Source organism: Cedecea davisae (assembly GCF_044095835.1).
Lineage (GTDB): Bacteria > Pseudomonadota > Gammaproteobacteria > Enterobacterales > Enterobacteriaceae > Cedecea > Cedecea davisae.
The window spans coordinates 4,622,846-4,646,646 of sequence record NZ_CP172054.1 but is presented as its reverse complement, the minus strand read 5'-3'; the positions used below and the strand labels follow the sequence as shown (position 1 = coordinate 4,646,646).

The 23,801-nt window shown below is 53.6% G+C and carries 18 protein-coding genes, 5 tRNA genes and 3 other RNA genes; 22 read left to right on the top strand and 4 right to left on the bottom strand.

Annotated elements, in window-relative coordinates; all coding sequences use genetic code 11:
* Window positions 1-80: 80 nt before the first annotated feature.
* The gene (rep, locus tag ACG1VR_RS22220) at window positions 81-2,102 is read left to right on the top strand and encodes a DNA helicase Rep (protein ID WP_395489809.1); all 2,022 of its coding nucleotides are present in this window, start codon (window positions 81-83) and stop codon (window positions 2,100-2,102) included.
* 1 nt (window position 2,103) lies between these two features.
* Here rep and gppA read toward each other — a convergent pair whose 3' ends face one another.
* Together gppA and rhlB are read right to left on the bottom strand one after the other, a co-directional pair.
* The gene (gene gppA / locus ACG1VR_RS22215) at window positions 2,104-3,588 is read right to left on the bottom strand and encodes a guanosine-5'-triphosphate,3'-diphosphate diphosphatase (RefSeq protein WP_039899040.1); all 1,485 of its coding nucleotides are present in this window, start codon (window positions 3,586-3,588) and stop codon (window positions 2,104-2,106) included.
* 8 nt (window positions 3,589-3,596) lie between these two features.
* Entirely contained in the window at window positions 3,597-4,865 is a 1,269-nt protein-coding gene (rhlB, locus tag ACG1VR_RS22210; RefSeq protein WP_016538968.1) for an ATP-dependent RNA helicase RhlB, read from the bottom strand.
* A 131-nt stretch (window positions 4,866-4,996) separates the two neighbouring features.
* Here rhlB and trxA point away from each other — a divergent pair, with 131 nt between their 5' ends.
* The 21 genes from trxA (at window position 4,997) to ACG1VR_RS22105 (ending at window position 20,856) form a co-directional block, all read left to right on the top strand.
* Window positions 4,997-5,326, top strand: coding sequence for a thioredoxin TrxA (trxA, locus tag ACG1VR_RS22205; RefSeq protein ID WP_016538969.1), 330 nt, complete (start codon window positions 4,997-4,999; stop codon window positions 5,324-5,326).
* Window positions 5,327-5,686: 360 nt separating this feature from the next.
* Window positions 5,687-6,946 carry a transcription termination factor Rho gene (gene rho, locus ACG1VR_RS22200; protein WP_008455558.1) on the top strand — a complete coding sequence of 420 codons (1,260 nt, stop codon included), beginning with the start codon at window positions 5,687-5,689 and terminating at the stop codon, window positions 6,944-6,946.
* Between the two features lie 250 nt (window positions 6,947-7,196).
* On the top strand, window positions 7,197-8,288 hold the full coding sequence (gene wecA / locus ACG1VR_RS22195; RefSeq protein WP_395489808.1) for a UDP-N-acetylglucosamine--undecaprenyl-phosphate N-acetylglucosaminephosphotransferase: 1,092 nt from the start codon (window positions 7,197-7,199) through the stop codon (window positions 8,286-8,288).
* 22 nt (window positions 8,289-8,310) lie between these two features.
* Complete coding sequence (wzzE, locus tag ACG1VR_RS22190) at window positions 8,311-9,357, top strand: ECA polysaccharide chain length modulation protein (protein WP_016538972.1); 1,047 nt, start codon at window positions 8,311-8,313, stop codon at window positions 9,355-9,357.
* A 61-nt stretch (window positions 9,358-9,418) separates the two neighbouring features.
* A complete protein-coding gene (gene wecB / locus ACG1VR_RS22185) occupies window positions 9,419-10,549 on the top strand; it encodes a non-hydrolyzing UDP-N-acetylglucosamine 2-epimerase (RefSeq protein WP_395489807.1) in 1,131 nt (376 codons plus the stop codon).
* Window positions 10,546-11,808, top strand: coding sequence for a UDP-N-acetyl-D-mannosamine dehydrogenase (wecC, locus tag ACG1VR_RS22180; protein ID WP_395489806.1), 1,263 nt, complete (start codon window positions 10,546-10,548; stop codon window positions 11,806-11,808). Before wecB ends, wecC begins: the two co-directional genes overlap by 4 nt.
* Window positions 11,809-11,813: 5 nt before the next feature.
* Entirely contained in the window at window positions 11,814-12,491 is a 678-nt protein-coding gene (gene rffC / locus ACG1VR_RS22175) for a dTDP-4-amino-4,6-dideoxy-D-galactose acyltransferase (RefSeq protein ID WP_395489805.1), read from the top strand.
* 4 nt (window positions 12,492-12,495) lie between these two features.
* The gene (rffA, locus tag ACG1VR_RS22170) at window positions 12,496-13,626 is read left to right on the top strand and encodes a dTDP-4-amino-4,6-dideoxygalactose transaminase (RefSeq protein ID WP_172568631.1); all 1,131 of its coding nucleotides are present in this window, start codon (window positions 12,496-12,498) and stop codon (window positions 13,624-13,626) included.
* A gap of 1 nt (window position 13,627) precedes the next feature.
* The gene (gene wzxE / locus ACG1VR_RS22165) at window positions 13,628-14,878 is read left to right on the top strand and encodes a lipid III flippase WzxE (protein WP_016538977.1); all 1,251 of its coding nucleotides are present in this window, start codon (window positions 13,628-13,630) and stop codon (window positions 14,876-14,878) included.
* Window positions 14,875-15,954 carry a TDP-N-acetylfucosamine:lipid II N-acetylfucosaminyltransferase gene (locus ACG1VR_RS22160; RefSeq protein ID WP_395489804.1) on the top strand — a complete coding sequence of 360 codons (1,080 nt, stop codon included), beginning with the start codon at window positions 14,875-14,877 and terminating at the stop codon, window positions 15,952-15,954. Before wzxE ends, ACG1VR_RS22160 begins: the two co-directional genes overlap by 4 nt.
* A complete protein-coding gene (wzyE, locus tag ACG1VR_RS22155) occupies window positions 15,951-17,312 on the top strand; it encodes an ECA oligosaccharide polymerase (RefSeq protein WP_395489803.1) in 1,362 nt (453 codons plus the stop codon). Before ACG1VR_RS22160 ends, wzyE begins: the two co-directional genes overlap by 4 nt.
* A gap of 11 nt (window positions 17,313-17,323) precedes the next feature.
* Complete coding sequence (gene wecG / locus ACG1VR_RS22150) at window positions 17,324-18,064, top strand: lipopolysaccharide N-acetylmannosaminouronosyltransferase (protein ID WP_395489802.1); 741 nt, start codon at window positions 17,324-17,326, stop codon at window positions 18,062-18,064.
* Window positions 18,065-18,315: 251 nt separating this feature from the next.
* Window positions 18,316-19,701 (top strand): amino acid permease, encoded by a 1,386-nt coding sequence (locus tag ACG1VR_RS22145; protein ID WP_395489801.1) that lies wholly within the window; start codon window positions 18,316-18,318, stop codon window positions 19,699-19,701.
* A gap of 114 nt (window positions 19,702-19,815) precedes the next feature.
* Window positions 19,816-19,892, top strand: a tRNA-Arg gene (locus ACG1VR_RS22140).
* A gap of 56 nt (window positions 19,893-19,948) precedes the next feature.
* Window positions 19,949-20,024, top strand: a tRNA-His gene (locus ACG1VR_RS22135).
* Between the two features lie 15 nt (window positions 20,025-20,039).
* A tRNA-Leu gene (locus ACG1VR_RS22130) sits at window positions 20,040-20,126 on the top strand.
* A 34-nt stretch (window positions 20,127-20,160) separates the two neighbouring features.
* Window positions 20,161-20,237 (top strand) — tRNA-Pro (locus ACG1VR_RS22125).
* Between the two features lie 103 nt (window positions 20,238-20,340).
* Window positions 20,341-20,417, top strand: a tRNA-Pro gene (locus ACG1VR_RS22120).
* Window positions 20,418-20,449: 32 nt separating this feature from the next.
* A non-coding RNA gene (locus ACG1VR_RS22115) (RtT sRNA) lies at window positions 20,450-20,563 on the top strand.
* 32 nt (window positions 20,564-20,595) lie between these two features.
* A non-coding RNA gene (locus ACG1VR_RS22110) (RtT sRNA) lies at window positions 20,596-20,709 on the top strand.
* A gap of 33 nt (window positions 20,710-20,742) precedes the next feature.
* Window positions 20,743-20,856, top strand: a non-coding RNA gene (locus tag ACG1VR_RS22105) — RtT sRNA.
* Between the two features lie 568 nt (window positions 20,857-21,424).
* On the opposite strand, the gene hemY is transcribed toward ACG1VR_RS22105, so the two are convergent.
* Together hemY and hemX are read right to left on the bottom strand one after the other, a co-directional pair.
* A complete protein-coding gene (gene hemY / locus ACG1VR_RS22100; RefSeq protein WP_395489800.1) occupies window positions 21,425-22,621 on the bottom strand; it encodes a protoheme IX biogenesis protein HemY in 1,197 nt (398 codons plus the stop codon).
* 2 nt (window positions 22,622-22,623) lie between these two features.
* On the bottom strand, window positions 22,624-23,799 hold the full coding sequence (hemX, locus tag ACG1VR_RS22095) for a uroporphyrinogen-III C-methyltransferase (protein WP_016538985.1): 1,176 nt from the start codon (window positions 23,797-23,799) through the stop codon (window positions 22,624-22,626).
* Window positions 23,800-23,801 lie beyond the last annotated feature (2 nt).

Genomic DNA, 23,801 nt, shown 5'->3' with positions numbered 1-23,801 from the left:
AGTGCCTTGAGTCATGTTGATTACGCTCGCTATACTACCACGCTGTTTTTCTCCCCTCCCGACTTTCATTGAGTGACCTTATGCGTTTAAACCCTGGCCAACAACAAGCCGTCGAATTTGTCACCGGACCCTGCCTGGTATTGGCCGGCGCTGGCTCGGGTAAGACTCGCGTTATCACCAATAAAATAGCCCACCTGATCCGCGAGAGCGGCTACCAGGCTCGCCATATTGCGGCGGTGACTTTTACCAATAAGGCCGCCCGCGAAATGAAGGAGCGTGTTTCTCAAACGCTTGGGCGTAAAGAAGCCAGAGGGCTGATGATCTCCACCTTCCACACTCTGGGGCTGGAAATTATCAAGCGCGAGTACGCGGCATTGGGAATGAAGTCTAATTTCTCGCTGTTTGACGATACAGACCAGACGGCACTGCTAAAAGAGTTAACCGAGGGGCTGCTGGAGAATGACAAAGTTCTGCTCCAGCAGCTGATTTCGACTATCTCTAACTGGAAAAACAGCCTGCTGACCCCGGCTCAGGCCGCAGCCCAGGCTAAAGGCGAGCGGGATCGTATTTTTGCCCACTGCTACGGGCTTTATGACACGCACCTGAAGTCCTGCAACGTGCTGGACTTTGATGATTTGATTCTGCTGCCAACCCTGCTTCTGCAACGTAATGAAGAGGTTCGGGAGCGCTGGCAAAATCGCATCCGTTATCTGCTGGTGGATGAATATCAGGATACCAACACCAGCCAGTACGAGCTGGTGAAGCTGCTGGTAGGCGCCCGGGCGCGATTTACTGTGGTAGGCGATGACGATCAGTCGATTTACTCGTGGCGTGGTGCGAACCCACAAAACCTGGTTTTACTGAGTAAGGATTTCCCGACGCTGCAGGTGATTAAGCTTGAGCAAAACTACCGCTCCTCTCGCCGCATTCTGAATGCGGCAAATATCCTGATAGCCAATAATCCGCACGTTTTCGAAAAGCGGCTTTTCTCAGAGCTTGAACACGGCGCAGAGTTAAAAGTAGTGACGGCGAATCATGAAGAGCATGAGGCTGAGCGGGTAACGGGGGAGCTTATCGCTCATCACTTTATCAATAAAACTGACTACAAAGATTACGCCATTTTGTACCGCGGTAACCACCAGTCGCGGGTGTTTGAAAAGATGTTGATGCAAAACCGCATTCCGTATCGTATTTCCGGCGGAACCTCATTTTTCTCTCGTCCTGAGATTAAAGATCTGCTGGCCTACCTGCGCGTGCTCACCAACCCGGATGACGATAGCGCCTTCTTGCGCATCGTTAACACGCCGAAACGCGAAATTGGCCCGGCAACGCTGCAAAAGCTTGGCGAGTGGGCGACGCAGCGTAATAAGAGCCTGCTGACCGCCAGTTTTGATATGGGGCTGAGCCAAACCCTCAGCGGGCGCGGGCTGGAGTCTTTACAGCGCTTTACCCACTGGCTGCGCGAAGTGGCTACGCTTGCCGAACGGGAGCCGGTTGCCGCGGTACGTGACCTTATCCACGGTATTGACTACGAAAGCTGGCTGTATGAAACATCGCCCAGCCCGAAGGCCGCCGAAATGCGCATGAAAAACGTTAATCAGCTGTTCAGCTGGATGACGGAAATGCTGGAAGGAAGCGATCTGGACGAGCCGATGACTCTGGTCCAGGTGGTGACTCGTTTTACCCTGCGCGACATGATGGAGCGCGGTGAAAGCGAAGATGAGGCCGATCAGGTCCAACTGATGACGCTGCATGCCTCCAAGGGACTGGAATTCCCGTATGTCTATCTGGTTGGTATGGAAGAAGGGATCCTGCCGCATCAGAGCAGCATTGATGAAGATAATGTGGATGAAGAGCGGCGGCTGGCTTACGTGGGCATTACGCGCGCTCAAAAAGAGCTGACCTTCACGCTTTGCAGGGAACGCCGTCAGTACGGTGAACTGGTGCGCCCCGAGCCGAGCCGCTTCCTGCTGGAGCTGCCGCAGGATGATTTAAGCTGGGAAACCGAGCGTAAAGTCGTTTCTGCTGAGGAGCGGATGCAGAAGGGACAGAGTAATGTCGCCAATATCCGCGAAATGTTGGCAAAAGCGCGTAAAAGCTGAGTTAGTTAACGTTAAGTGGCCAGTGAACGTAGCTCTGCCAGAGTTTTTCCTGCTCGAGCAATTCGGCGCCGAGCGGGTGGCAGGCCAGCCAGTGTTCAGGTAGCCCGAGATGCAGCATTTCACCCTCTGCCCGCAGGTCGATAACCGGCAAAATGTCGTCGCGACGGCGGCTGGCGAAAATAATAGCCAGGCGTAACAGGCGACAAAGGCGTTCGGCCACGCGCGGCGGCACCGCGTTCTGCTGGTGCAAAGATGAAAGATCGACGGGATTGGTCTGGTTGAGCAACAACGTTGCCAGCAGTTTTTTCTGGGCAGGCGTGTAGCCCGGCAGATCCAGATTTTTCACCAGATAGGCAGCATGCTGTGGCGCATGTCTGAAATCAATGCTTAAGCCAATTTCATGTAGCAGGGCGCTGCTTGCGAGCATTTGCTGACTGAGAGGATCGAGTTCCCACGGCCCTGCGACCTGGGAAGCAAAGTTTTGCGCCAGCTGTTCCACGCGGGCTGCCTGGCCGGTATCTACCATGAAACGCCGCTGCACGTTACGCAGCGTTCTCTGGCGAATTTCCTGGTCGACCGCGAGATGCAGCATGCCGTACACCAAACCTTCACGCAGCGCGCCGCCTGCGAGCGTCATGCATTCGATGCCGAGTTGCTCGAAAATGGCGATGAGTATGGCTAAACCGCTTGGGAAAACCAAAGCGCGTTCCAGGGTTAAGCCTTCGATTTCAAGCTCTTCAAGGCGACCACATTGAATCGCTCGCTGTTTTAACTGTTGCAGTTTTGCCAGGGTGATGCGTTCATCCATCCCCTGCGCCATCATGATTTCCTGCAAAGCCTGAACGGTGCCTGAGGCACCCACGCAGATTTTCCAGCCATGGCTTTTGAGCTCGTCAATGACCGGCTTGAGTACTTCGCTGGCCGCTGCTTCGGCAGCCGCAAAGTTTTCCTGGGCGAGATTGCGGTCACTAAAGAATCGTTCCAGCCAGGTTACACAGCCCATGGAAAGGCTGAACAGCGAGGTAGTTTGCGCCCCTGTGCCCGTCACCAGTTCGGTGCTCGCGCCGCCGATATCCACTACCAGGCGCTGGTCAGCGCCGCCGGTCGTGTGGGCCACGCCTTGATAAATCAGGCGAGCTTCTTCTTCACCGCGTATAACCTGCACCGGGCAGCCGAGGATCTGCTGAGCTTTTTGCAAAAAAACGTCGGCGTTGACCGCAAGGCGAAGCGTCGCGGTGGCGACCACGCGAATTTGACTCTGAGGAATATCCTGAAGACGTTCGGCGAATAAGCGCAGGCATTGCCAGCCGCGCTCCATCGCTTCCGGGGAGAGAACGCACTCGCTGTTCAGACCGGCAGCGAGGCGAACTTTTCGTTTGATGCGGGTTAAAGTTTGTATGCTTCCCGCCACCTCACGCACAACCAACATATGAAAACTGTTAGAACCCAGATCAATTGCTGCATACAGTGAGGTGGAGCTAAGCATAGATTTTTTTAACCTGCGCGACGACGATTACCACGGGGAGCACCACCGCGACGTGGGCCGTTGCCCGGGCGGGCGCGGGTCAGACGTTTTGGCGGAGGAAGCTCGTTTAACAGCGCTTCGGCATTGTATTTACTGACCGGAATCGAGTGGCCGATATAGGTTTCGATCGCCGACAGATTCAGGGCGTAATCTTCACATGCGAGGCTTATCGAGTGACCGCTTGCCCCGGCACGACCGGTACGGCCAATGCGGTGCACGTAATCTTCGCAATCGTCAGGCAAATCGTAGTTGAAGACGTGCGTGACGGCAGGAATGTGTAAGCCACGAGCAGCCACGTCGGTCGCTACCAGAATATCGAGATCGCCACGGGTAAACTCTTCGAGAATACGCAGGCGCTTCTTCTGGGCGACGTCGCCGGTTAACAGCCCAACGCGGTGGCCGTCTGCGGCCAGATGACCCCAGATATCTTCGCAGCGATGCTTGGTGTTAGCGAAGATGATAGCGCGGTCCGGCCATTCTTCTTCAATAAGCGTTTGCAGCAGGCGCATTTTTTCATCGTTAGAAGGGTAGAACAGCTCTTCTTTGATGCGATGGCCGGTTTTCTGTTCCGGTTCAACTTCTACATATTCCGCATTGTTCATCTGCTCAAAGGCAAGTTCACGTACGCGGTAAGAGAGGGTGGCGGAGAACAGCATGTTCAGGCGCTGAGTAACCGGCGGCATGCGGCGGAACAACCAGCGAATATCTTTAATAAAGCCGAGATCGTACATGCGATCCGCTTCATCCAGCACCACAACCTGAATGGCGCCTAAATTAATGTGGTTCTGTTTGGCATAGTCGATTAAACGACCGGTGGTGCCAATCAAAATGTCTACACCGCTTTCCAGCACTTTCAGCTGTTTGTCATAGCCGTCGCCGCCGTAGGCGAGGCCAAGTTTCAGGCCGGTGGCCTGAGCGAGAGGTTCGGCATCCGAGTGAATCTGTACCGCTAACTCGCGGGTTGGCGCCATAATCAAGGCGCGCGGCTGATTCACCTGACGGTTCTCAGGAACCGGGTGTGAGAGTAAATAGTGGAACGTAGACGTCAGAAACGCCATCGTTTTGCCTGTACCGGTTTGCGCCTGCCCTGCAACGTCACGATTCGCCAGTGTCAGCGGAAGTGCCAGTGCCTGAATTGGGGTGCAGTTATGAAATCCTTTACTTTCAAGGGCTTCAATCACCTTAGGGTGCAGGGCGAAGTCGGAAAACTTCTTTTCGGTCAAATGTGTTTTGCTCATAGTGTGGTAGAATATCAGTTTACTATTGCTTTACGAAAGCACATCCGTTGAAATAAACCGGGTGAAATAAAGTCACCCCAAGTTGGTTAATGCTACACCAACAAGGTAGACACAATCCTGTGGAGTAGAACATGAGCGATAAAATTATTCACCTGACTGACGGCAGTTTCGACACGGACGTGCTTAAATCTGACGGGTTGATTCTGGTTGATTTCTGGGCAGAGTGGTGTGGTCCTTGCAAAATGATTGCCCCGATTCTTGACGAGATCGCTGATGAATATCAGGGCAAACTCACCGTGGCTAAGCTGAACATCGACCAGAACCCGGGTACAGCGCCAAAATACGGCATTCGCGGTATCCCAACCCTGCTGCTGTTCAAGAACGGTGAAGTGGCCGCCACCAAAGTGGGTGCGCTGTCTAAAGGCCAGTTAAAAGAGTTCCTCGACGCTAATCTGGCATAATGGAATCTCAGCCGGTGCGTGCCGGGCTTGCATTTTTTTGTGAGCTGCTGGACGCCCGGCGTCAGTCATGCTAAGTTAACTTTGACTTCGCTTTGAACTTGCCTTTTAGTTTGAATCTTTGTATTACCTAATGCTTCCCGTTCGCTGTCAAATCAACTCTCTTTTACAGCAATCACAACGGATGCATAACCGATTTCGGGCTTATCACTCATTCCGTTATATCGTTTCAGTTCTGCGTTTTTCCTATGACCAGGCAGCGATTAGACATGTGTGGTAGCCATTAAACAGGCATGGATGACCCTGCCATACCATTCACGAAACTAAGTTCGAGATTTACCCCGAGTTTAAGAACCCACCATTATGAATCTTACCGAATTAAAGAATACGCCGGTTTCTGAGCTGATTACTCTCGGCGAAAATATGGGGCTGGAAAACCAAGCCCGCATGCGCAAGCAGGACATCATTTTCTCCATCCTGAAGCAACACGCTAAGAGTGGCGAAGATATCTTTGGTGATGGCGTGCTGGAGATACTGCAGGATGGATTTGGTTTCCTCCGCTCCGCAGACAGCTCCTACCTTGCCGGTCCCGATGACATCTACGTTTCTCCCAGCCAAATCCGCCGTTTCAACCTCCGCACAGGGGATACCATCTCCGGTAAGATTCGTCCGCCGAAAGAAGGCGAACGTTACTTTGCGCTGTTGAAAGTTAACGAAGTTAACTACGATAAGCCGGAAAACGCCCGTAGCAAGATCCTGTTTGAAAACTTAACCCCGCTGCATGCCAATTCTCGTCTGCGCATGGAACGTGGTAACGGTTCAACCGAAGACTTGACTGCTCGCGTACTGGACCTGGCATCGCCTATCGGTCGTGGCCAGCGCGGCCTGATCGTTGCACCGCCAAAAGCCGGTAAAACTATGCTGCTGCAAAACATCGCTCAGAGCATTGCTTACAACCATCCGGACTGTGTGCTGATGGTTCTGCTGATCGATGAACGTCCGGAAGAAGTGACCGAGATGCAGCGTCTGGTAAAAGGTGAAGTTGTTGCTTCCACCTTTGACGAACCGGCTTCCCGCCACGTTCAGGTAGCCGAAATGGTTATCGAGAAGGCGAAGCGTCTGGTTGAGCATAAGAAAGACGTTATTATCCTGCTGGACTCCATCACCCGTCTGGCTCGTGCGTACAACACCGTGGTTCCGGCCTCAGGCAAAGTGCTGACCGGTGGTGTGGACGCTAACGCCCTGCACCGTCCAAAACGCTTCTTCGGCGCCGCGCGTAACGTGGAAGAGGGCGGCAGCCTGACCATCATCGCGACCGCGCTTATCGATACCGGCTCTAAAATGGATGAAGTTATCTACGAAGAGTTTAAAGGTACCGGTAACATGGAACTGCATCTCTCCCGTAAGATCGCAGAAAAACGCGTCTTCCCGGCTATCGATTACAACCGTTCCGGTACCCGTAAAGAAGAGCTGCTGACGACTCAGGAAGAGCTGCAGAAAATGTGGATCCTGCGCAAAATCATCCACCCTATGGGTGAGATCGATGCAATGGAGTTCCTCATCAATAAGTTGGCGATGACTAAAACCAACGACGACTTCTTTGATATGATGAAGCGCTCTTAAGTAACAAAAACTCGGGGAACGCCACGCTTAGTCGTGGCGTTTTTCTTTTCTGCTCTATACGATATGCACACGGTTAATATTGCTGTTAACCGATATCTGGAACAGTTTTATTTACAAAATTCCTTTTGCAACAGGCTTGACTCATAGTCAAACACATTGTTCAGGGAGGAATCATGTTTAATCTCTTCGGGGCTAAGGCATATTTTGACTATGCTGACTTTGCCCACACATCTTGCAGAGAGCTTGCACTGTGAATTTAGTCGCTACCGGAACTGAGCTAATCTTTATTCTAATCTTTACTACCGTATTTCTTTTTTTTGCACGTAAGGTAGCAAAGGTAATTGGTCTTGTTGATAAGCCGAATTTCCGTAAGCGCCATCAGGGGTTGATTCCCCTCGTTGGTGGCATCTCGGTTTATGCAGGTATCTGCTTCTCTTTCCTGATCGCCAAATATTACATTCCCCACGGTTGGTTGTATTTATCCTGTGCCGGGGTGCTGGTGTTGGTGGGCGCGCTTGACGATCGCTTTGACATTAGTGTCAAAATCCGCGCAGCCATTCAGGCGATTGTTGGCATCATTATGATGGCATACGGCAACCTTCATCTTAGCAGTTTGGGCTATATCTTTGGCTCGTGGGAGTTGGTGCTTGGTCCGTTCGGCTACTTCCTGACGCTGTTTGCCGTCTGGGCGGCGATCAACGCCTTTAATATGGTTGACGGCATTGATGGCCTGCTGGGGGGGCTTTCTTCCGTTTCCTTTGCGGCAATGGGCGTCATCCTCCTTCTGGACGGCCAATACAGCCTGGCGATGTGGTGCTTTGCCGTAATCGTAGCCATCCTTCCTTATATCCTTCTGAACCTTGGGGTGCTGGGGCGTCGCTATAAAGTCTTTATGGGCGATGCGGGTAGCACGCTAATCGGCTTTACGGTTATCTGGATCCTGCTGGAAACAACTCAGGGTCAAAATCATCCGATAAGCCCGGTGACCGCTCTGTGGATTATTGCCATCCCGCTGATGGACATGATAGCGATAATGTATCGCCGCTTGCGTAAAGGGATGAGTCCGTTCTCTGCCGACCGCCAGCATATACACCATCTGATCATGCGCGCTGGTTTCACTTCGCGGCAGGCTTTTGTCCTGATTACTCTGGCAGCAGCGCTGCTGGCAGCAGTCGGTGTTGTCGCTGAATATGCCCATTTCATCCCTGAGTGGGTAATGTTGGCATTGTTCTTGCTTGCATTTGTACTATACGATTTTTGTATTAAACGAGCCTGGAAAGTGGCCCGCTTTATCAGACGTCATAAGCGTCGCATTCGCAGAAACAACAACGTAAACATTTAGTCTGACTTGAATTGGGGAAGCGATGAAAGAGAACGTGCCGGGCAGCAACCCTGCGGTGGATAATGAGCTGGATATCCGCGGCTTGTTTCGTACGCTGTGGCAGGGCAAATTCTGGATTGTTGGAATTGCGTTTATTTTTGCCATTATCGCACTGACCTACACCTTTTTAGCCAAACAAGAGTGGAGCGCGACGGCGATAACCGATCGTCCAACGGTCAATATGCTGGGGGGGTACTACTCCCAGCAGCAGTTCTTGCGCAACCTCGATATCAAATCTGATATGGCGTCGACGGACAGGCCATCGGCTATGGATGAGGCGTATAAAGAGTTCATCGTTCAGCTCTCCGCCTACGATACCCGAAGGGATTTCTGGCTGCAGACCGATTACTACAAGCAGCGTCAGGTCGGCAACAGCAAAGCGGATGCCGCGCTGTTGGATGAAATTACCGACAATATTCAGTTTACCTCCGGGGATGCCGCCCGCAATATCAGTGATAGCGTGAAGCTGACGGCCGAAACCGCGGCGGATGCCAACAACCTGCTTCGTCAATATGTTGCCTTCGCCAGCCAACGTGCTGCCAGCCATCTCAACGAAGAGCTGACCGGAGCATGGGCGGCGCGAACCACTCAGATGAAGGCGCAGGTCAAACGTCAGGAAGCGGTGGCCCAGGCAATCTACGACCGTAAAATGAAAAGCATTGAGCAAGCGCTGAAAATTGCTCAACAGCAAAATATCACCCGCAGCGAAACCAACGTACCGGCAGACGAACTTCCAGATTCAGAGATGTTTATGCTCGGCCGTCCGATGCTGCAGGCGAGGCTGGAAAGCCTGCAGGCCGTAGGGCCTGATTTTGATATCGACTACGATCAGAATCGGGCGATGCTAAACACCCTGAACGTCGGCCCTACTGTCGATGCTCGTTTCCAGACCTATCGTTATTTACGCACTCCTGAAGAGCCGGTTAAACGCGACAGTCCACGTCGTGCGTTCTTGCTCATCATGTGGGGCGCGGTCGGGGCGCTTATCGGTGCTGGCGTGGCATTGGCTCGCCGCCCAAAAATCGCTTAAGCCCTTTATTGATGGAGGAGCGATGGAATGCCTCCACTTTATTCAAAAGAAGAGAATCACCGTGAAAGTGTTAACTGTTTTTGGCACGCGTCCTGAAGCTATAAAAATGGCTCCTCTGGTGGATGCGCTGGCGAAAGACGCGTTTTTTGACGCGAAAGTATGTGTAACGGCGCAGCATCGCGAGATGCTGGATCAGGTATTACATCTGTTTTCGATTAAACCTGATTACGATTTAAACATTATGAAGCCGGGGCAGGGTTTAACGGAAATTACCTGTCGGATTCTGGAAGGCCTGAAGCCTATTCTGGAGTCTTTCAAGCCGGACGTCGTTTTGGTGCATGGCGATACGACCACAACCGTTGCGGCCAGCCTGGCGGCGTTTTACCAGCGTATTCCCGTGGGGCACGTTGAGGCGGGCCTGCGCACCGGTGATATTTATTCTCCGTGGCCGGAAGAGGCGAACCGCACTCTGACGGGGCATCTCGCCACCTGGCATTTTGCGCCAACGGAAACTTCCCGGCAGAATCTGCTGCGGGAAAACATTGCTGAACAGAAAATTTCGGTCACCGGTAATACGGTTATCGATGCGCTTATTTCCGTACGTGACCGTGTCTTAACTCAGGATGACGTGCGCAAGGAAATTGAGGCGAAGCATACCTTCCTCGATGCCAGCAAAAAAATGATCCTGGTCACCGGGCACCGCCGCGAAAGCTTTGGCGATGGTTTTGAGCGTATTTGCCACGCGCTGGCGAAAATAGCCCAACAAAACAGTGATGTGCAGATAGTTTACCCGGTTCACCTGAATCCAAACGTCAGCGAGCCGGTACGGCGCATTCTGGGACATGTGGACAACGTCGTCCTGATTGAGCCTCAGGAGTATCTGCCGTTTGTTTACCTGATGAATCACGCCTGGCTTATCCTCACCGACTCCGGCGGCATCCAGGAAGAGGCTCCGTCTCTCGGCAAGCCTGTACTGGTGATGCGTGAAACTACCGAACGCCCTGAAGCCGTGGCCGCAGGTACTGTGCGCCTGGTCGGAACCAATGAAGAGACGATCATAGCCGAAGTGACCCGGCTGCTTCGTGATGAGCAGGAATATCATGCGATGAGCCGCGCTCACAACCCTTACGGGGATGGCGAAGCCTGCAGCCGAATTCTGAATGCTTTGAAACAAAATCAGGTGACATCATGAGTTTTACCACCATCTCCGTCATTGGCCTGGGTTATATCGGTTTGCCTACCGCAGCGGCGTTTGCTTCCCGTAAGCGCAAAGTCATTGGCGTTGATATTAATCAGCGCGCGGTAGACACCATTAATCGTGGGGCGATTCATATCGTCGAGCCTGATTTAGACAAGGTGGTGAAATCTGCGGTGGAACAGGGGTTCTTGCGGGCCACCACCCAGCCGGTTGAAGCAGATGCTTATCTGATTGCAGTTCCAACGCCTTTTAAAGGCGAGCACCAGCCGGATATGGTGTATGTCAAATCCGCAGCGGACTCCATTGCACCCGTGCTGAAAAAAGGCGCTCTGGTGGTGCTGGAGTCTACCTCACCGGTCGGCGCTACGGAGCAAATGGCCGAATGGCTGGCTGCTCTGCGCCCGGATTTAAGCTTCCCACAGCAGGTCGGAGAAGAGGCGGATATCAACATAGCCTATTGCCCGGAGCGCGTCTTGCCGGGGCAGGTGATGGTTGAACTCATTAAAAACGATCGTGTGGTTGGCGGGATGACTCCGGCTTGCTCGGCTCGCGCCAGCGAACTGTACAAAATCTTCCTCGAAGGCGAGTGTGTTATCACTAATTCCCGCACCGCCGAGTTGTGCAAGTTGACCGAAAACAGTTTCCGCGATGTGAACATTGCCTTCGCTAACGAACTGTCGCTTATCTGTGCCGACCAGGGAATTAACGTCTGGGAGTTGATTCGCCTGGCGAATCGTCACCCTCGGGTCAATATTTTGCAGCCGGGGCCAGGCGTAGGCGGGCACTGCATTGCGGTCGACCCGTGGTTTATCGTGTCGCAAAATCCTGAACAGGCTCGTCTGATTCGTACCGCGCGTGAAGTGAATGACGGTAAGCCATTCTGGGTTATCAATCAGGTAAAAGCAGCAATTGCCGACTGCCGGAGTGAAACCGGCCGCCGTGCCAGTGAACTGAAAATCGCCTGCTTTGGGCTGGCGTTCAAACCGAATATTGATGACCTGCGCGAAAGCCCGGCGATGGAAATTGCTGAGCTGCTGGCCGAATGGCATAGCGGAACAACGCTTGTGGTCGAACCCAATATTCATGAGCTTCCGGCAAAATTGACGGGTCACTGCGAGCTGGTGTCTGCCGACGTGGCTCTGGAACAGGCCGATGTCCTGGTGATGCTGGTCGATCACAAAGAATTTAAAGCTATTCCGGCCACAAGCGTACGGCAGCCGTGGATTGTCGATGCCAAAGGCGTGTGGCGATAAGCCCGATGAGCCTGATTCACGCAACCCTGAACGCTCTGGAGTGGGAAAACCATTTCTTCGGGATCAACAGCAGCGTGGTGCGAATTGCTGAGGATGCCCCGGCGCTGACGCCAGAGCGGTTAAACGCCTGGGGCAGAGTTCAGGCAAAAATCCCAACGCATCGAACTGACTGGCTGGATGGTTTGCAGCAGCTCGGTTTTCAACTGGTTGAAGGCGAAGTGGATTTAGCGCTTTGTGTTGGCACGCAAAATGCAGATATTCACGTCGATATTGCTCAGCCAGATGAGATCCCAGCCCTGCGTAACGCGGCGGCTCAGGCTTTTAAGCAAAGCCGCTTTCGCGCCCCCTGGTTTCAGGAGGCAGACAGCGGGCGTTTCTATGCTCAGTGGATTGAAAACGCGGTACTCGGCACCTTTGATAACCAATGCCTGTTGCTGAAAGATAACGGCGCGATGCGGGGCTTTGTGACGCTGCGCCAGCTTAACGGCGACGAAGCGAGAATTGGCCTGCTCGCCGGGCAGGGCGCAGGCGGTGAGCTGATGGCCGCCGCAAAATATTGGTGCCAGCAGCGCGGTATCCGGACGCTACGGGTGGCCACCCAGGTGAGCAATATCGCCGCCCTGCGCCGCTATATTAAAAGCGGCGCCACGATAGAAAGCACGGCTTTCTGGTTATACAGGTGAAAAAATGATCCCATTTAACGCTCCGCCGGTTGTTGGTACAGAACTCGAATATATGCAGGCTGCAATGGGCAGCGGCAAGCTTTGCGGCGATGGCGGCTTTACCCGTCGCTGCCAGCAGTGGATGGAGCAACGTTTTGGCAGCAAGAAAGTCCTGCTGACTCCGTCCTGCACCGCTTCGCTGGAAATGGCCGCCATCCTGCTTGATATCAAGCCAGGCGATGAAGTGATTATGCCGAGCTACACCTTCGTCTCGACGGCAAATGCCTTTGTGCTGCGTGGAGCCGTTATCATATTCGTGGATGTTCGTCCTGACACCATGAATATTGATGAAACTAAAATTGAAGCGGCTATCACCGAGAAAACCCGCGCCATCGTGCCGGTGCATTACGCGGGCGTTGCCTGTGAAATGGACACCATCATGGCTATCGCCAATAAACACGGCCTGTTTGTGGTGGAAGATGCCGCCCAGGGCGTGATGTCGACCTATAAAGGGCGGGCGCTGGGCTCAATTGGCCATATCGGCTGCTTTAGCTTTCATGAAACTAAAAACTACACCGCGGGCGGCGAAGGCGGAGCGACGCTGATTAATGACCCGTCGCTTATCGAGCGTGCGGAAATTATTCGTGAAAAGGGCACTAACCGCAGCCAGTTCTTCCGCGGGCAGGTGGACAAATACACCTGGCGCGATATCGGTTCAAGCTACCTGATGGCAGACTTGCAGGCCGCTTATCTGTGGGCGCAGCTTGAGGCCGCCGAGAAAATTAATCAGCAGCGCCTGAAGCTATGGCAAACCTACCATGATGCGCTTGCTCCGCTGGCAACATCCGGGCGTATTGAGCTGCCGTCGATACCGAAAGACTGCGTGCAGAATGCCCATATGTTTTATATCAAGCTGCGTGATATTGAAGACCGCAGCGCGCTGATTGCCTACCTTAAAGAAGCGGAAATCATGGCGGTGTTCCATTACATTCCGCTTCACGCTTGCCCGGCCGGTGAGCGGTTTGGCCGCTTCCACGGCGAAGATAGTTTCACTACCCGTGAAAGCGAGCGCCTGCTGCGCCTGCCTCTGTTCTACAACCTTTCTGCCGTGAACCAGCGTACCGTTATCAATACGTTGCAAAGCTACTTCGCCTGATATGTCTCTTGCCAAAGCTTCGGTGTGGACCGCGGGGTCCACGCTAGTCAAAATCGGCGCGGGCCTGCTGGTGGTCAAAATGCTGGCGGTGGCTTTTGGGCCTTCCGGCGTAGGGCTTGCCGGTAACTTTCGTCAGATGGTTACCGTGCTTGGCGTGCTGGCGGGTGCAGGCATTTTTAATGGCGTAACCAAGTATGTTGCTGAACATCATGACGATCCGGCTCAACTTAAACGAGTCATAGGCACGTCGTCGACAATGGTGCTCGGCTTCTCATCCGTACTGGCGGTTATTTTTGTTCTGGCCGCCCGCCCAATCAGCATTGGATTATTTGGCCACGCTGACTATCAGAACCTGGTACGCCTGGTGGCGCTGGTGCAAATGGGCATAGCCTGGGCGAACCTGTCGCTGGCTATAATCAAAGGTTTTCGGGATGCGGCAGGCAACGCCTTTGCGCTGATCGCCGGCAGTATAATCGGGGTTATCGCTTATTATCTTTGTTACCGCCTGGGCGGCTATCCGGGCGCACTGCTGGGCCTGGCCCTTGTGCCTGCTCTGGTCGTTATCCCGGCGTCGCTTATGCTGCTAAGGCGCGGGCATATTCCTCTGCATTACCTGAAGCCCGGCTGGGATAAGCTGCTGGCAAGCCATCTGGGTAAGTTCACCATTATGGCGCTGATTACTTCCGTCACGCTGCCGGTGGCTTACGTGATGATGCGAAATCTGCTGGCCGCGCACTATAGCTGGGACGAGGTTGGTATCTGGCAAGGGGTAAGCAGTATTTCAGATGCCTACCTGCAATTTATCACCGCGTCCTTTAGCGTTTATTTATTGCCGACGTTGTCGCGGCTGAAGGAAAAAAGCGCCATCACGCGTGAGATTACACGCTCGCTGAAGTTTGTGCTGCCTGCGGTGGCCGCTGCGAGCCTGACCGTGTGGCTGCTGCGCGACTTTGCCATCTGGCTGCTGTTTTCGCCTAAATTTATTGCGATGCGCGATCTGTTTGCCTGGCAGCTGGTTGGCGATGTATTAAAAGTGGGGGCTTATGTATTTGGCTATCTGGTCATTGCGAAGGCATCGCTGCGTTTTTATATTTTGACTGAAATTAGTCAGTTTGCTTTATTGACCGGCTTCTCACGCTGGTTAATACCGGCTCATGGCGCGCTGGGTGCGGCTCAGGCCTACATGGCAACTTACATTGTCTATTTTGCGCTCTGCTGTGGCGTTTTCTTTATTTATCGTAGACGAGCATGACAACACTGATTCACGTTTTGGGATCTGATATCCCGCATCATAATCAGACGGTACTGCGTTTTTTCAATGACGTTTTAGCCGCCACGACTCCCCATGCTCAGGAATTTATGGTGGTCTCCGGGGATAGCTCTCTGCCGTCCGCTTTTCCGTCTCTTTCCGTCTCGCTTTACGCCTCTAAGCAGGCTATCGCTGCTGAAGTGCTGGCAAAAGCACGAGCCAACCGCCAGCAGCGTTTTTTCTTCCACGGGCAGTTTAACAGCAGTCTGTGGATTGCTTTATTAACCGGCGGTCTGAAACCGGAACAGGTGAACTGGCATATCTGGGGAGCCGACCTTTACGAGGTTTCCCGTAGCTTTAAATTCCGCCTGTTTTACCAGCTGCGCCGGTTTGCTCAGGGACGCGTTGGGCAGATCTTTGCGACTCGCGGCGATTTAAACTATTTCCATCAGCGGCATCCGCAGGTGCCGGGTGAACTACTTTATTTCCCTACGCGCATGGACCCGAGCCTTAACGCAATGGCTACGGACAAAGAACCCGGTAAGCAGTTGACGCTGCTGGTGGGCAATTCCGGCGACCGCAGTAACCAGCACATTGCCGCGCTTAAGGCCATTCACCAGCAGTTTGGCGATGCGGTTCGCGTGGTGGTGCCGATGGGCTATCCTGATAATAACCAGCCGTATATCTCGGAAGTACAGCAGGCCGGGAAAGCCTTATTCAGCCCGGAAAATCTGCAAGTGCTGACGGAAAAAATCGAATTCAACGCCTACCTGGCTCTGCTCCGGCAGTGCGACCTGGGTTATTTCGTTTTTGAACGCCAGCAGGGCATTGGTACGCTATGCCTGCTTATTCAGGCCGGGATCCCTTGCGTACTGAATCGCAAAAATCCTTTCTGGCAGGATATGGTTGAGCAGCATGTTCCGGTGCTGTTCACCGAAGATGCGCTGGATGAAGCGACCGTGCGTGAAGCGCAGCGTCAGCTTCGCCTGCTGGATAAGCAGAATATCGCCTTCTTTAACCCGGGCTTTATCGACGGTTGGCACCAGGCCCTTAACGTGGCCGCGGGAGATAATGCATGAGCCTCACGCAATTTGGCGGTTTATTTGTCGTCTGGTTCCTGTCGGTCATGTTCATCGGGCTGCTGACTTACCAGGAGTTCCGTCGCGTACGATTTAACTTCAACGTATTCTTCTCGCTGCTCTACCTGCTGACCTTTTTCTTTGGTTTTCCGTTCACCTGTACCCTGGTGTTCCGGTTCGGCGTTGCGGTGGTGCCTGCGGACGTCCTGCTCCAGGCGCAGCTTGCGGCAGCATGCTTCTACGGGATTTATTACGTCAGCTATAAAACCCGGCTGCGGGCCAAAAGTGAGGGCAGAGAACGCCGCCCATTATTCCGGATGAACCGCGTCGAGACGCATCTTACCTGGCTCATGCTGGTGCTGGTGGCGCTTATCAGCGTGGGGATTTTCTTCGCCCACAACGGGTTCCTGCTGTTTAAGCTGCACTCTTACAGTCAAATTTTCTCCAGCGAAGTTTCCGGGGTAGCGCTCAAACGTTTCTTCTACTTCTTTATCCCTGCGATGCTGGTGGTGTATTTCCTGCGTCAGGATAGCCGCGCCTGGATTTTCTTCCTGGTGAGCACCGTGGCCTTTGGTCTGCTGACTTACATGATTGTGGGCGGCACGCGCGCCAATATCATCATCGCCTTTGCCATCTTCCTGTTTATCGGCATTATCCGCGGCTGGATCTCGCTGTGGATGCTGGCGGCGGCGGGCGTGCTGGGTATTGTCGGTATGTTCTGGCTGGCGCTAAAGCGTTACGGACTGAACGTCAGCGGAGACGAAGCGTTTTATACCTTCCTCTACCTGACGCGCGATACCTTTTCGCCGTGGGAGAACCTGGGGCTGCTGCTGCAAAACTACGATAAAATCGAGTTTCAGGGGCTGGCTCCAATTATCCGCGACTTCTACGTATTTATTCCCGGCTGGCTGTGGCCGGACCGGCCTGGTACGGTGTTGAATACCGCGAACTACTTTACCTGGCAGGTGCTGAATAATCACTCCGGGCTGGCCATTTCACCGACGCTTATTGGTTCGCTGGTGGTCATGGGCGGCGTCTGGTTTATTCCGCTTGGCGCGGTTGTGGTGGGGCTAATCATCAAGTGGTTTGACTGGCTTTATGAGCTGGCAAACCGGGAGGTGAATCGCTACAAAGCCGCGATAATCTACGCATTCTGCTTCGGGGCCATTTTCAATATGATTGTGCTGGCCCGTGAAGGGCTGGACTCATTTGTTTCGCGAGTGGTGTTTTTCCTGGTAATTTTTGGCGCCTGCCTGGTGGCGGCCAAACTTCTTTACTGGCTATTTGAAAGCGCGGGGCTGATTCATCAGCGCCTGCGCCGCGTGCCCCGCTCCGTGACGAATACGCAAAATGCATGACAAGGATATTCATGAATAACCCTATTGATGCCCCTTTTTACTCGATTCGAGGCCTCAATCTGCTGGGGTGGCGAGATATGCAGCACGCGCTGGACTATCTCTATGCCGACGGCCACCTGCGGCAGGGCACGCTGGTTGCGATTAATGCTGAAAAAGTGCTTACCGCAGAAGATGATGAGCAAGTTCGCGGCCTGATTGCCGCAGCGGAATATAAATATGCCGATGGTATCAGCGTCGTGCGTTCAATCCGCAAAAAGTATCCTGAAGCGCGGGTAAACCGTGTCGCAGGGGCCGACCTGTGGGAAGCGCTGATGCAGCGTGCCGGGCGGGAAGGTACGCCGGTCTTTTTGATAGGCGGCAAGCCCGAGGTGCTGGCACAAACCGAGGCAAAATTGCGCCAGCTTTGGCAGGTTAACATCGTTGGCAGCCAGGACGGTTATTTCACGGCATTGCAGCGGCAGGCGCTGTTTGAGCGAGTGCGCGACAGCGGAGCCGCCATTGTGACGGTAGCCATGGGCTCTCCACGCCAGGAGCTCCTGATGCAGGAATGCCGCAAGGTTCATCCTCATGCGCTGTATATGGGCGTGGGCGGGACTTATGATGTCTTTACCGGGCGCGTAAAGCGTGCGCCAAAGATCTGGCAAAATCTCGGTCTTGAATGGTTGTACCGCCTGCTTTCACAGCCGAGCCGGATTAAACGCCAGTTGAGACTGCTGCGTTACCAGGGCTGGCACTTTAGCGGCAAGCTCTGACTCATAACGCGCCCATCCGGGCGCGTTTTTACTTCCGCGATTTTCCACCACTCTCCTTGCGATTTGTTACGCGTTTATTTGTAATTTTTTAAAAAATGCGAAACCATTGCGCCCACTCAATGCAGTGCCGTAGTGATGTTGCGCCAGCAAATCTATTGCCGGTGCTGCATGGCCTGTTATTGAGCTATGGCTTTGACCATCACAATAACCGGTAAAAACCGGAGTAAAAGCAAACACAAAACAGAGGATTTATGGCAGAGAAACAAGCAGAGCTGCAGCGCGGGCTGGAAGCTCGACATATTGAACTTATTGCCCTTGGGGGGACAATTGGCGTTGGCCTGTTTATGGGCGCCGCCAGTACCCTGAAGTGGGCGGGCCCCTCGGTATTGCTGGCGTACATTGTTGCGGGCCTGTTCGTCTTCTTCATTATGCGTTCGATGGGGGAGATGCTGTTCCTTGAACCGGTAGCCGGTTCCTTCGCGGTTTATGCCCACCGTTATATGAGCCCTTTCTTTGGCTATCTTACCGCCTGGTCCTACTGGTTTATGTGGATGGCGGTGGGGATCTCCGAGATAACGGCGATAGGCGTTTATGTCCAGTACTGGTTCCCTGAGTTACCCCAGTGGCTCCCGGCTATCTTTGCCGTTGGCCTGGTCGCGCTGGCAAACCTTGCCGCGGTGCGCCTGTACGGTGAAATAGAGTTCTGGTTCGCAATGATTAAGGTCACAACCATTATTGTGATGATTGTCGTGGGTCTTGGGGTTATCTTTTTCGGATTTGGGAATCACGGCCAGGCCATCGGCTTTAGCAACCTGACCGAGCACGGCGGCTTCTTTGCCGGAGGCTGGAAGGGCTTCCTGACGGCGTTATGTATTGTTGTGGCTTCCTATCAGGGCGTTGAGCTTATCGGCATTACCGCCGGTGAAGCGAAGAACCCGCAGGTCACTTTGCGCAGCGCCGTGGGTAAAGTTTTATGGCGTATTCTGATTTTCTATGTGGGCGCCATTTTCGTTATCGTGACTATCTTCCCGTGGAACCAGATTGGCACCACCGGCAGCCCGTTTGTGCTGACCTTCGCCAAAATCGGCATTACCGCGGCGGCAGGTATTATCAACTTTGTGGTGCTGACCGCCGCGCTCTCCGGCTGTAATAGCGGGATGTATAGCTGTGGGCGTATGCTGTATGCGTTGGCTAAAAATCGCCAGCTACCGGCTAAAATGGCTAAAGTCTCGCGCAGCGGCGTGCCGGTGGCAGGGGTTGCCGTTTCCATTGTGATTTTGCTGCTTGGTTCATGCCTGAACTACGTTATCCCTAACCCGCAGCGCGTATTCGTTTATGTCTACAGCGCCAGCGTATTGCCGGGAATGGTGCCATGGTTTGTTATCCTGATAAGCCAGATTCGCTTCCGTAAAGCACATCGCCAGGCGATTGCCAGCCATCCTTTCCGTTCCATTATGTTCCCGTGGGCAAATTACCTGACGATGGCATTCCTGGTATGCGTGCTGGTCGGCATGGGGCTGAATGAAGACACGAGAATGTCGCTGACGGTAGGGGTTCTCTTTTTGGCCGCCGTAACGCTGATATACAAGGTCTTTGGCCTGAATAAGCATGTTGTTAGCGAAAAACTGGATGGATAAGCATCAGGATGCGCAAAGCATAACCAAACGCGCAGTTTTGCGAGTATTTTATTGAAATAACCACTAGACAGCTGAGCACGAAGCCCGTATTATCCGACCCCGCAACGGCGCTACGCGCCCGTAGCTCAGCTGGATAGAGCGCTGCCCTCCGGAGGCAGAGGTCTCAGGTTCGAATCCTGTCGGGCGCACCATTTTATATGGCGCTAGAGCTGCGGTGGTATTTATACCGCGTGAAAGATTGACAGTGGTGGCTATAGCTCAGTTGGTAGAGCCCTGGATTGTGATTCCAGTTGTCGTGGGTTCGAGTCCCATTAGCCACCCCATTAATTTAGATGTATGCGAAGGTGGCGGAATTGGTAGACGCGCTAGCTTCAGGTGTTAGTGTTCTTACGGACGTGAGGGTTCAAGTCCCTCTCTTCGCACCACACCTAAATTAATAAAGCAGTAAGGGCAGTATTTCGGCGAGTAGCGCAGCTTGGTAGCGCAACTGGTTTGGGACCAGTGGGTCGGAGGTTCGAATCCTCTCTCGCCGACCACATTTAGAAAGCCCTGCTAAAGCAGGGTTTTTGCTTTCGACACCGAATGTTTAAGCTCACAGAGTTTAGCCGAGTGTAGAAAGCGGCAGTAAAAGCAGTATTTCGGCGAGTAGCGCAGCTTGGTAGCGCAACTGGTTTGGGACCAGTGGGTCGGAGGTTCGAATCCTCTCTCGCCGACCATATTAAAAAGGCCAGCTTCCGAGCTGGCCTTTTTGCATCCGTAATTAAAGAGGATGAGAACCTCCGAAGGAGGTTTGAGCCGAGCGCAGCGAGACAACGTTGCTTTAGCAACGGCCCGCAGGGGAATAATCCTCTCTCGCCGACCATATTAAAAAGGCCAGCTTCCGAGCTGGCCTTTTTGCATCCGTAATTAAAGAGGATGAGAACCTCCGAAGGAGGTTTGAGCCGAGCGCAGCGAGACAACGTTGCTTTAGCAACGGCCCGTAGGGGAATAATCCTCTCTCGCCGACCACCTTAAAAAAGGCCAGCTTTCGAGCTGGCCTTTTTGCATCCGTAATTAAAGAGGATGAGAACCTCCGAAGGAGGTTTGAGCCGAGCGTAGCGAGACAACGTTGCTTCAGCAACGGCCCGCAGGGGAATAATCCTCTCTCGCCGACCACATTAAAAAGGCCAGCTTTCGAGCTGGCCTTTTTGCTTTTCTGAATCCACCATTTGCTCTCCGGCATTGTCGTTGAACCGCGACAAATCGCCCATTTCTCGTCTCTAAATGGAGACATTTAATTCATTGATTAGTAGGTGATTTTAAATTGAATCGGTTAACCGTCTCTTATGGGAGACACTCTGGTTAAGCGGGGCTGGCGCACTTTATCTCTCAGGCAGCAAAATTCCCTCCGAACTAATACTATGAAACTACTAATATTAGCGGTTGGTTTACTTTTCAAATGCAAACATGGCATGCATTGTGCAATAATAACCGGGTAGATGCTCATTCCACTTCTTATGTTCGCTTAGGCTTCATAAACCAAGGAATGACGCAGAGCCAATTACGGTGCTTATCGTCCACCCACAGATGTCGCCCCAAAGGGGTCTCATCCAACACCATGGACATAACGTTGAGTGAAGCACCACTTAGTTGTCAAACAGACCTGTTTTAACACCAGCCAATTGGCTGGTGTTTTTTTTTGTATGCGGGAAAGAAAAGGGCGACTGAACGCCGCCCCTGAATGCTATGAATTGGGATTGTTTTGCAGCGTCAACAACAGGCCATCGCGGCGCATCATTGCGGCTTCTTCCGGTTTGTGAAGCTTGTCGAGAGAGTCCGCAAGCCAGGCATAATCGAAGGCATCCGGGCGCTGTTTAATCGCTTCGCGGAACGCATCCGCCGCCTGCTGCCATTCACCATGCTTCATCAGCAACTGGCCCAGCGTACTTTGCAGTAGAGGAAGCGCGCCCTGGGTCTTGATCTGCTGGCGCAGCGCTTTCTCGAGCTGTTCCGGGTTGCCTGACTTCAGGCGCGGCATCAGCAGCACCAGACGATCGTCGTACTGGCGTTTCAATCCGTCGAGAACTATCTCCTGGGCGGCATCGCTATCGTCACATTCGATCAAATGCTCGGCCATTGCCACCTGCAACGTGGTTTGATGACGCGTTTTGCGGTTCTGATTGCGCCACCAGCTTTTCAGCCCGTCGTTACCTTGATCGGCCATAGCCTGATCCATCAGCCCGATCCACGCTTGCTGTTGCAGAGCCGTGCGCTGTGCCTCGTCGCCTATTTGAACCTTTTCCATTGCGGGCAGAATATCCAGCAGCGAGCCCCAGGCTCCGGTTCGTAAATAGGCCTGCTCTGCCAGACGCAGCACCTCAGGGTGGCGAGGGGCAACTTCCAGAAGCTTATCAACGCCGTGTCGTGCCGCGTGGTTTTCATTGCGGGCCAGCTGCAGGCGAACGCGGGTTATCTCAACAGGCAGCTGATCGTTATCCGCCAGTTCGGCAGCGCGTTCCAGATGCTGATTGGCACGGATCTCATCGCCACGCTGCTGGGCAGCTTCGGCGGCGAGAAGGTAATTCACCACCGGCTGCTCCGCATGGTCGGCATTTTTACTCATCAGCTTTTCAACTTGCTGATAATCGCCCTCGGCCAGTTTTAGCAGCGCGGCTTTGGTTTGCTTACGAGCGCGGCTGCGTTTACGGCCAAGGAACCAGCCGCGAGTGCGCGCTCCGGTGCGGAAAATACGGCGCAGCACCCACTCGATAGCAAACAGCACGAGCATGGTCAGAACCAGAATAATGACTAAGCCGGTCACGCTGGTTTCGATGTTGTAGTTATCGGTTTGGATCAGCACATATCCCTGATGTCCCGCCAGCATGGGGCCGAGCACGATACCCGCAATCAGCAGCAGGAAGAGCAATAAGACTTTAATCATGCTTATTCCCCCTGGCTTACGGCAGGAGCAGGTTGCTCAGGCGCGGAGTTAAGCGGCGCTGCGTTTGCTGTCGGCTGGGACAGCAAATTACGCACTCTGGTCTGCATCAGCTTTTCCAGCAGGGCCTGGCTTTGCAGGGTCTGCGGAATATCCATGTGTATGCTCTGCTGGCTCAGGCCATCAAGCTCATCCAGAAACGCTTTAGTGGCCGAGTCGTTGGTATCGTAATAAGCGCGAACCCAGGTAGAGACGTTATCCAGCGCCTGTTTATAGGTTTCTTCCTGATGGCGAGGCACCGCCTGGGCGGCAACCAGCAGGCGAGAGCGGATGTTCTCGCGCAGGTAGATATCCTGATTTGGCGCCAGCAGCGGTACGGCGGTTTCATCGCGGCGGCGAATGGTAATAAAGCTGTCCATAAAGTTGTGCCAGCTCTTCACCAGATTTTGACGCCACTCGGTGATGCTGCCCGAAAGCTCGCTGCTGTCCGAGTCCATCGGTGAATCATCGCTGTCGTTATCGGCGAGGCGCAGGTTGTCCAGGCCGTTAGACAGCTGGTTTAGCTTGAGAATAATGCCGTCGTAATCAACCTGAGTAACCGTGGAAAGCGTTGAGATATCGTCCGTCAACGCGCGGCGGGCGGTTATCAGACTTGGATCATTCATGTCCGCCAGGCTGGCATCGGCGCTTTTCAGCAGCGCGGCGGCGGTGGTCACGTCCTGGTCGCTCCACAGCTTGCGGCCGGCCAGCTTAACGAGGAAGTCGGCCTGAGCCAGCAGCCATGTTTTGGAATCACTGTCGGAAATAGTGGCTACTTTTTGCTGCACTTCGTCCAGCTGGCGCGTTAATGCAGCCTGCTGTTTCCCGGCTTCACCCAGGGCATCGGCCTGCTTCTTCAGCGTGGTTTCAAATTCGCTTTTTTGCGCATCCTGCTGTTTTTGCAGGGCGATCAGCTGGTTTGCCAGCGCATCGCTGGTTGCGGTTTGCGTGGAGACCTGATGCTTGCCATAGCTATAAAGCCCGCCGCCTAACGCCAGAGCGATGGCTATTGCTATCGCCCCCAGCGCGATGCCCGCCACGCCGGAACGACTCTTCTTCGGCGTTGATTCGGGCTGCGATGGCGTTTCCACCGTCGATGTGGTTTCCTCAACCATGGCGGAGGAATTATTTTGTTCCGTCATTG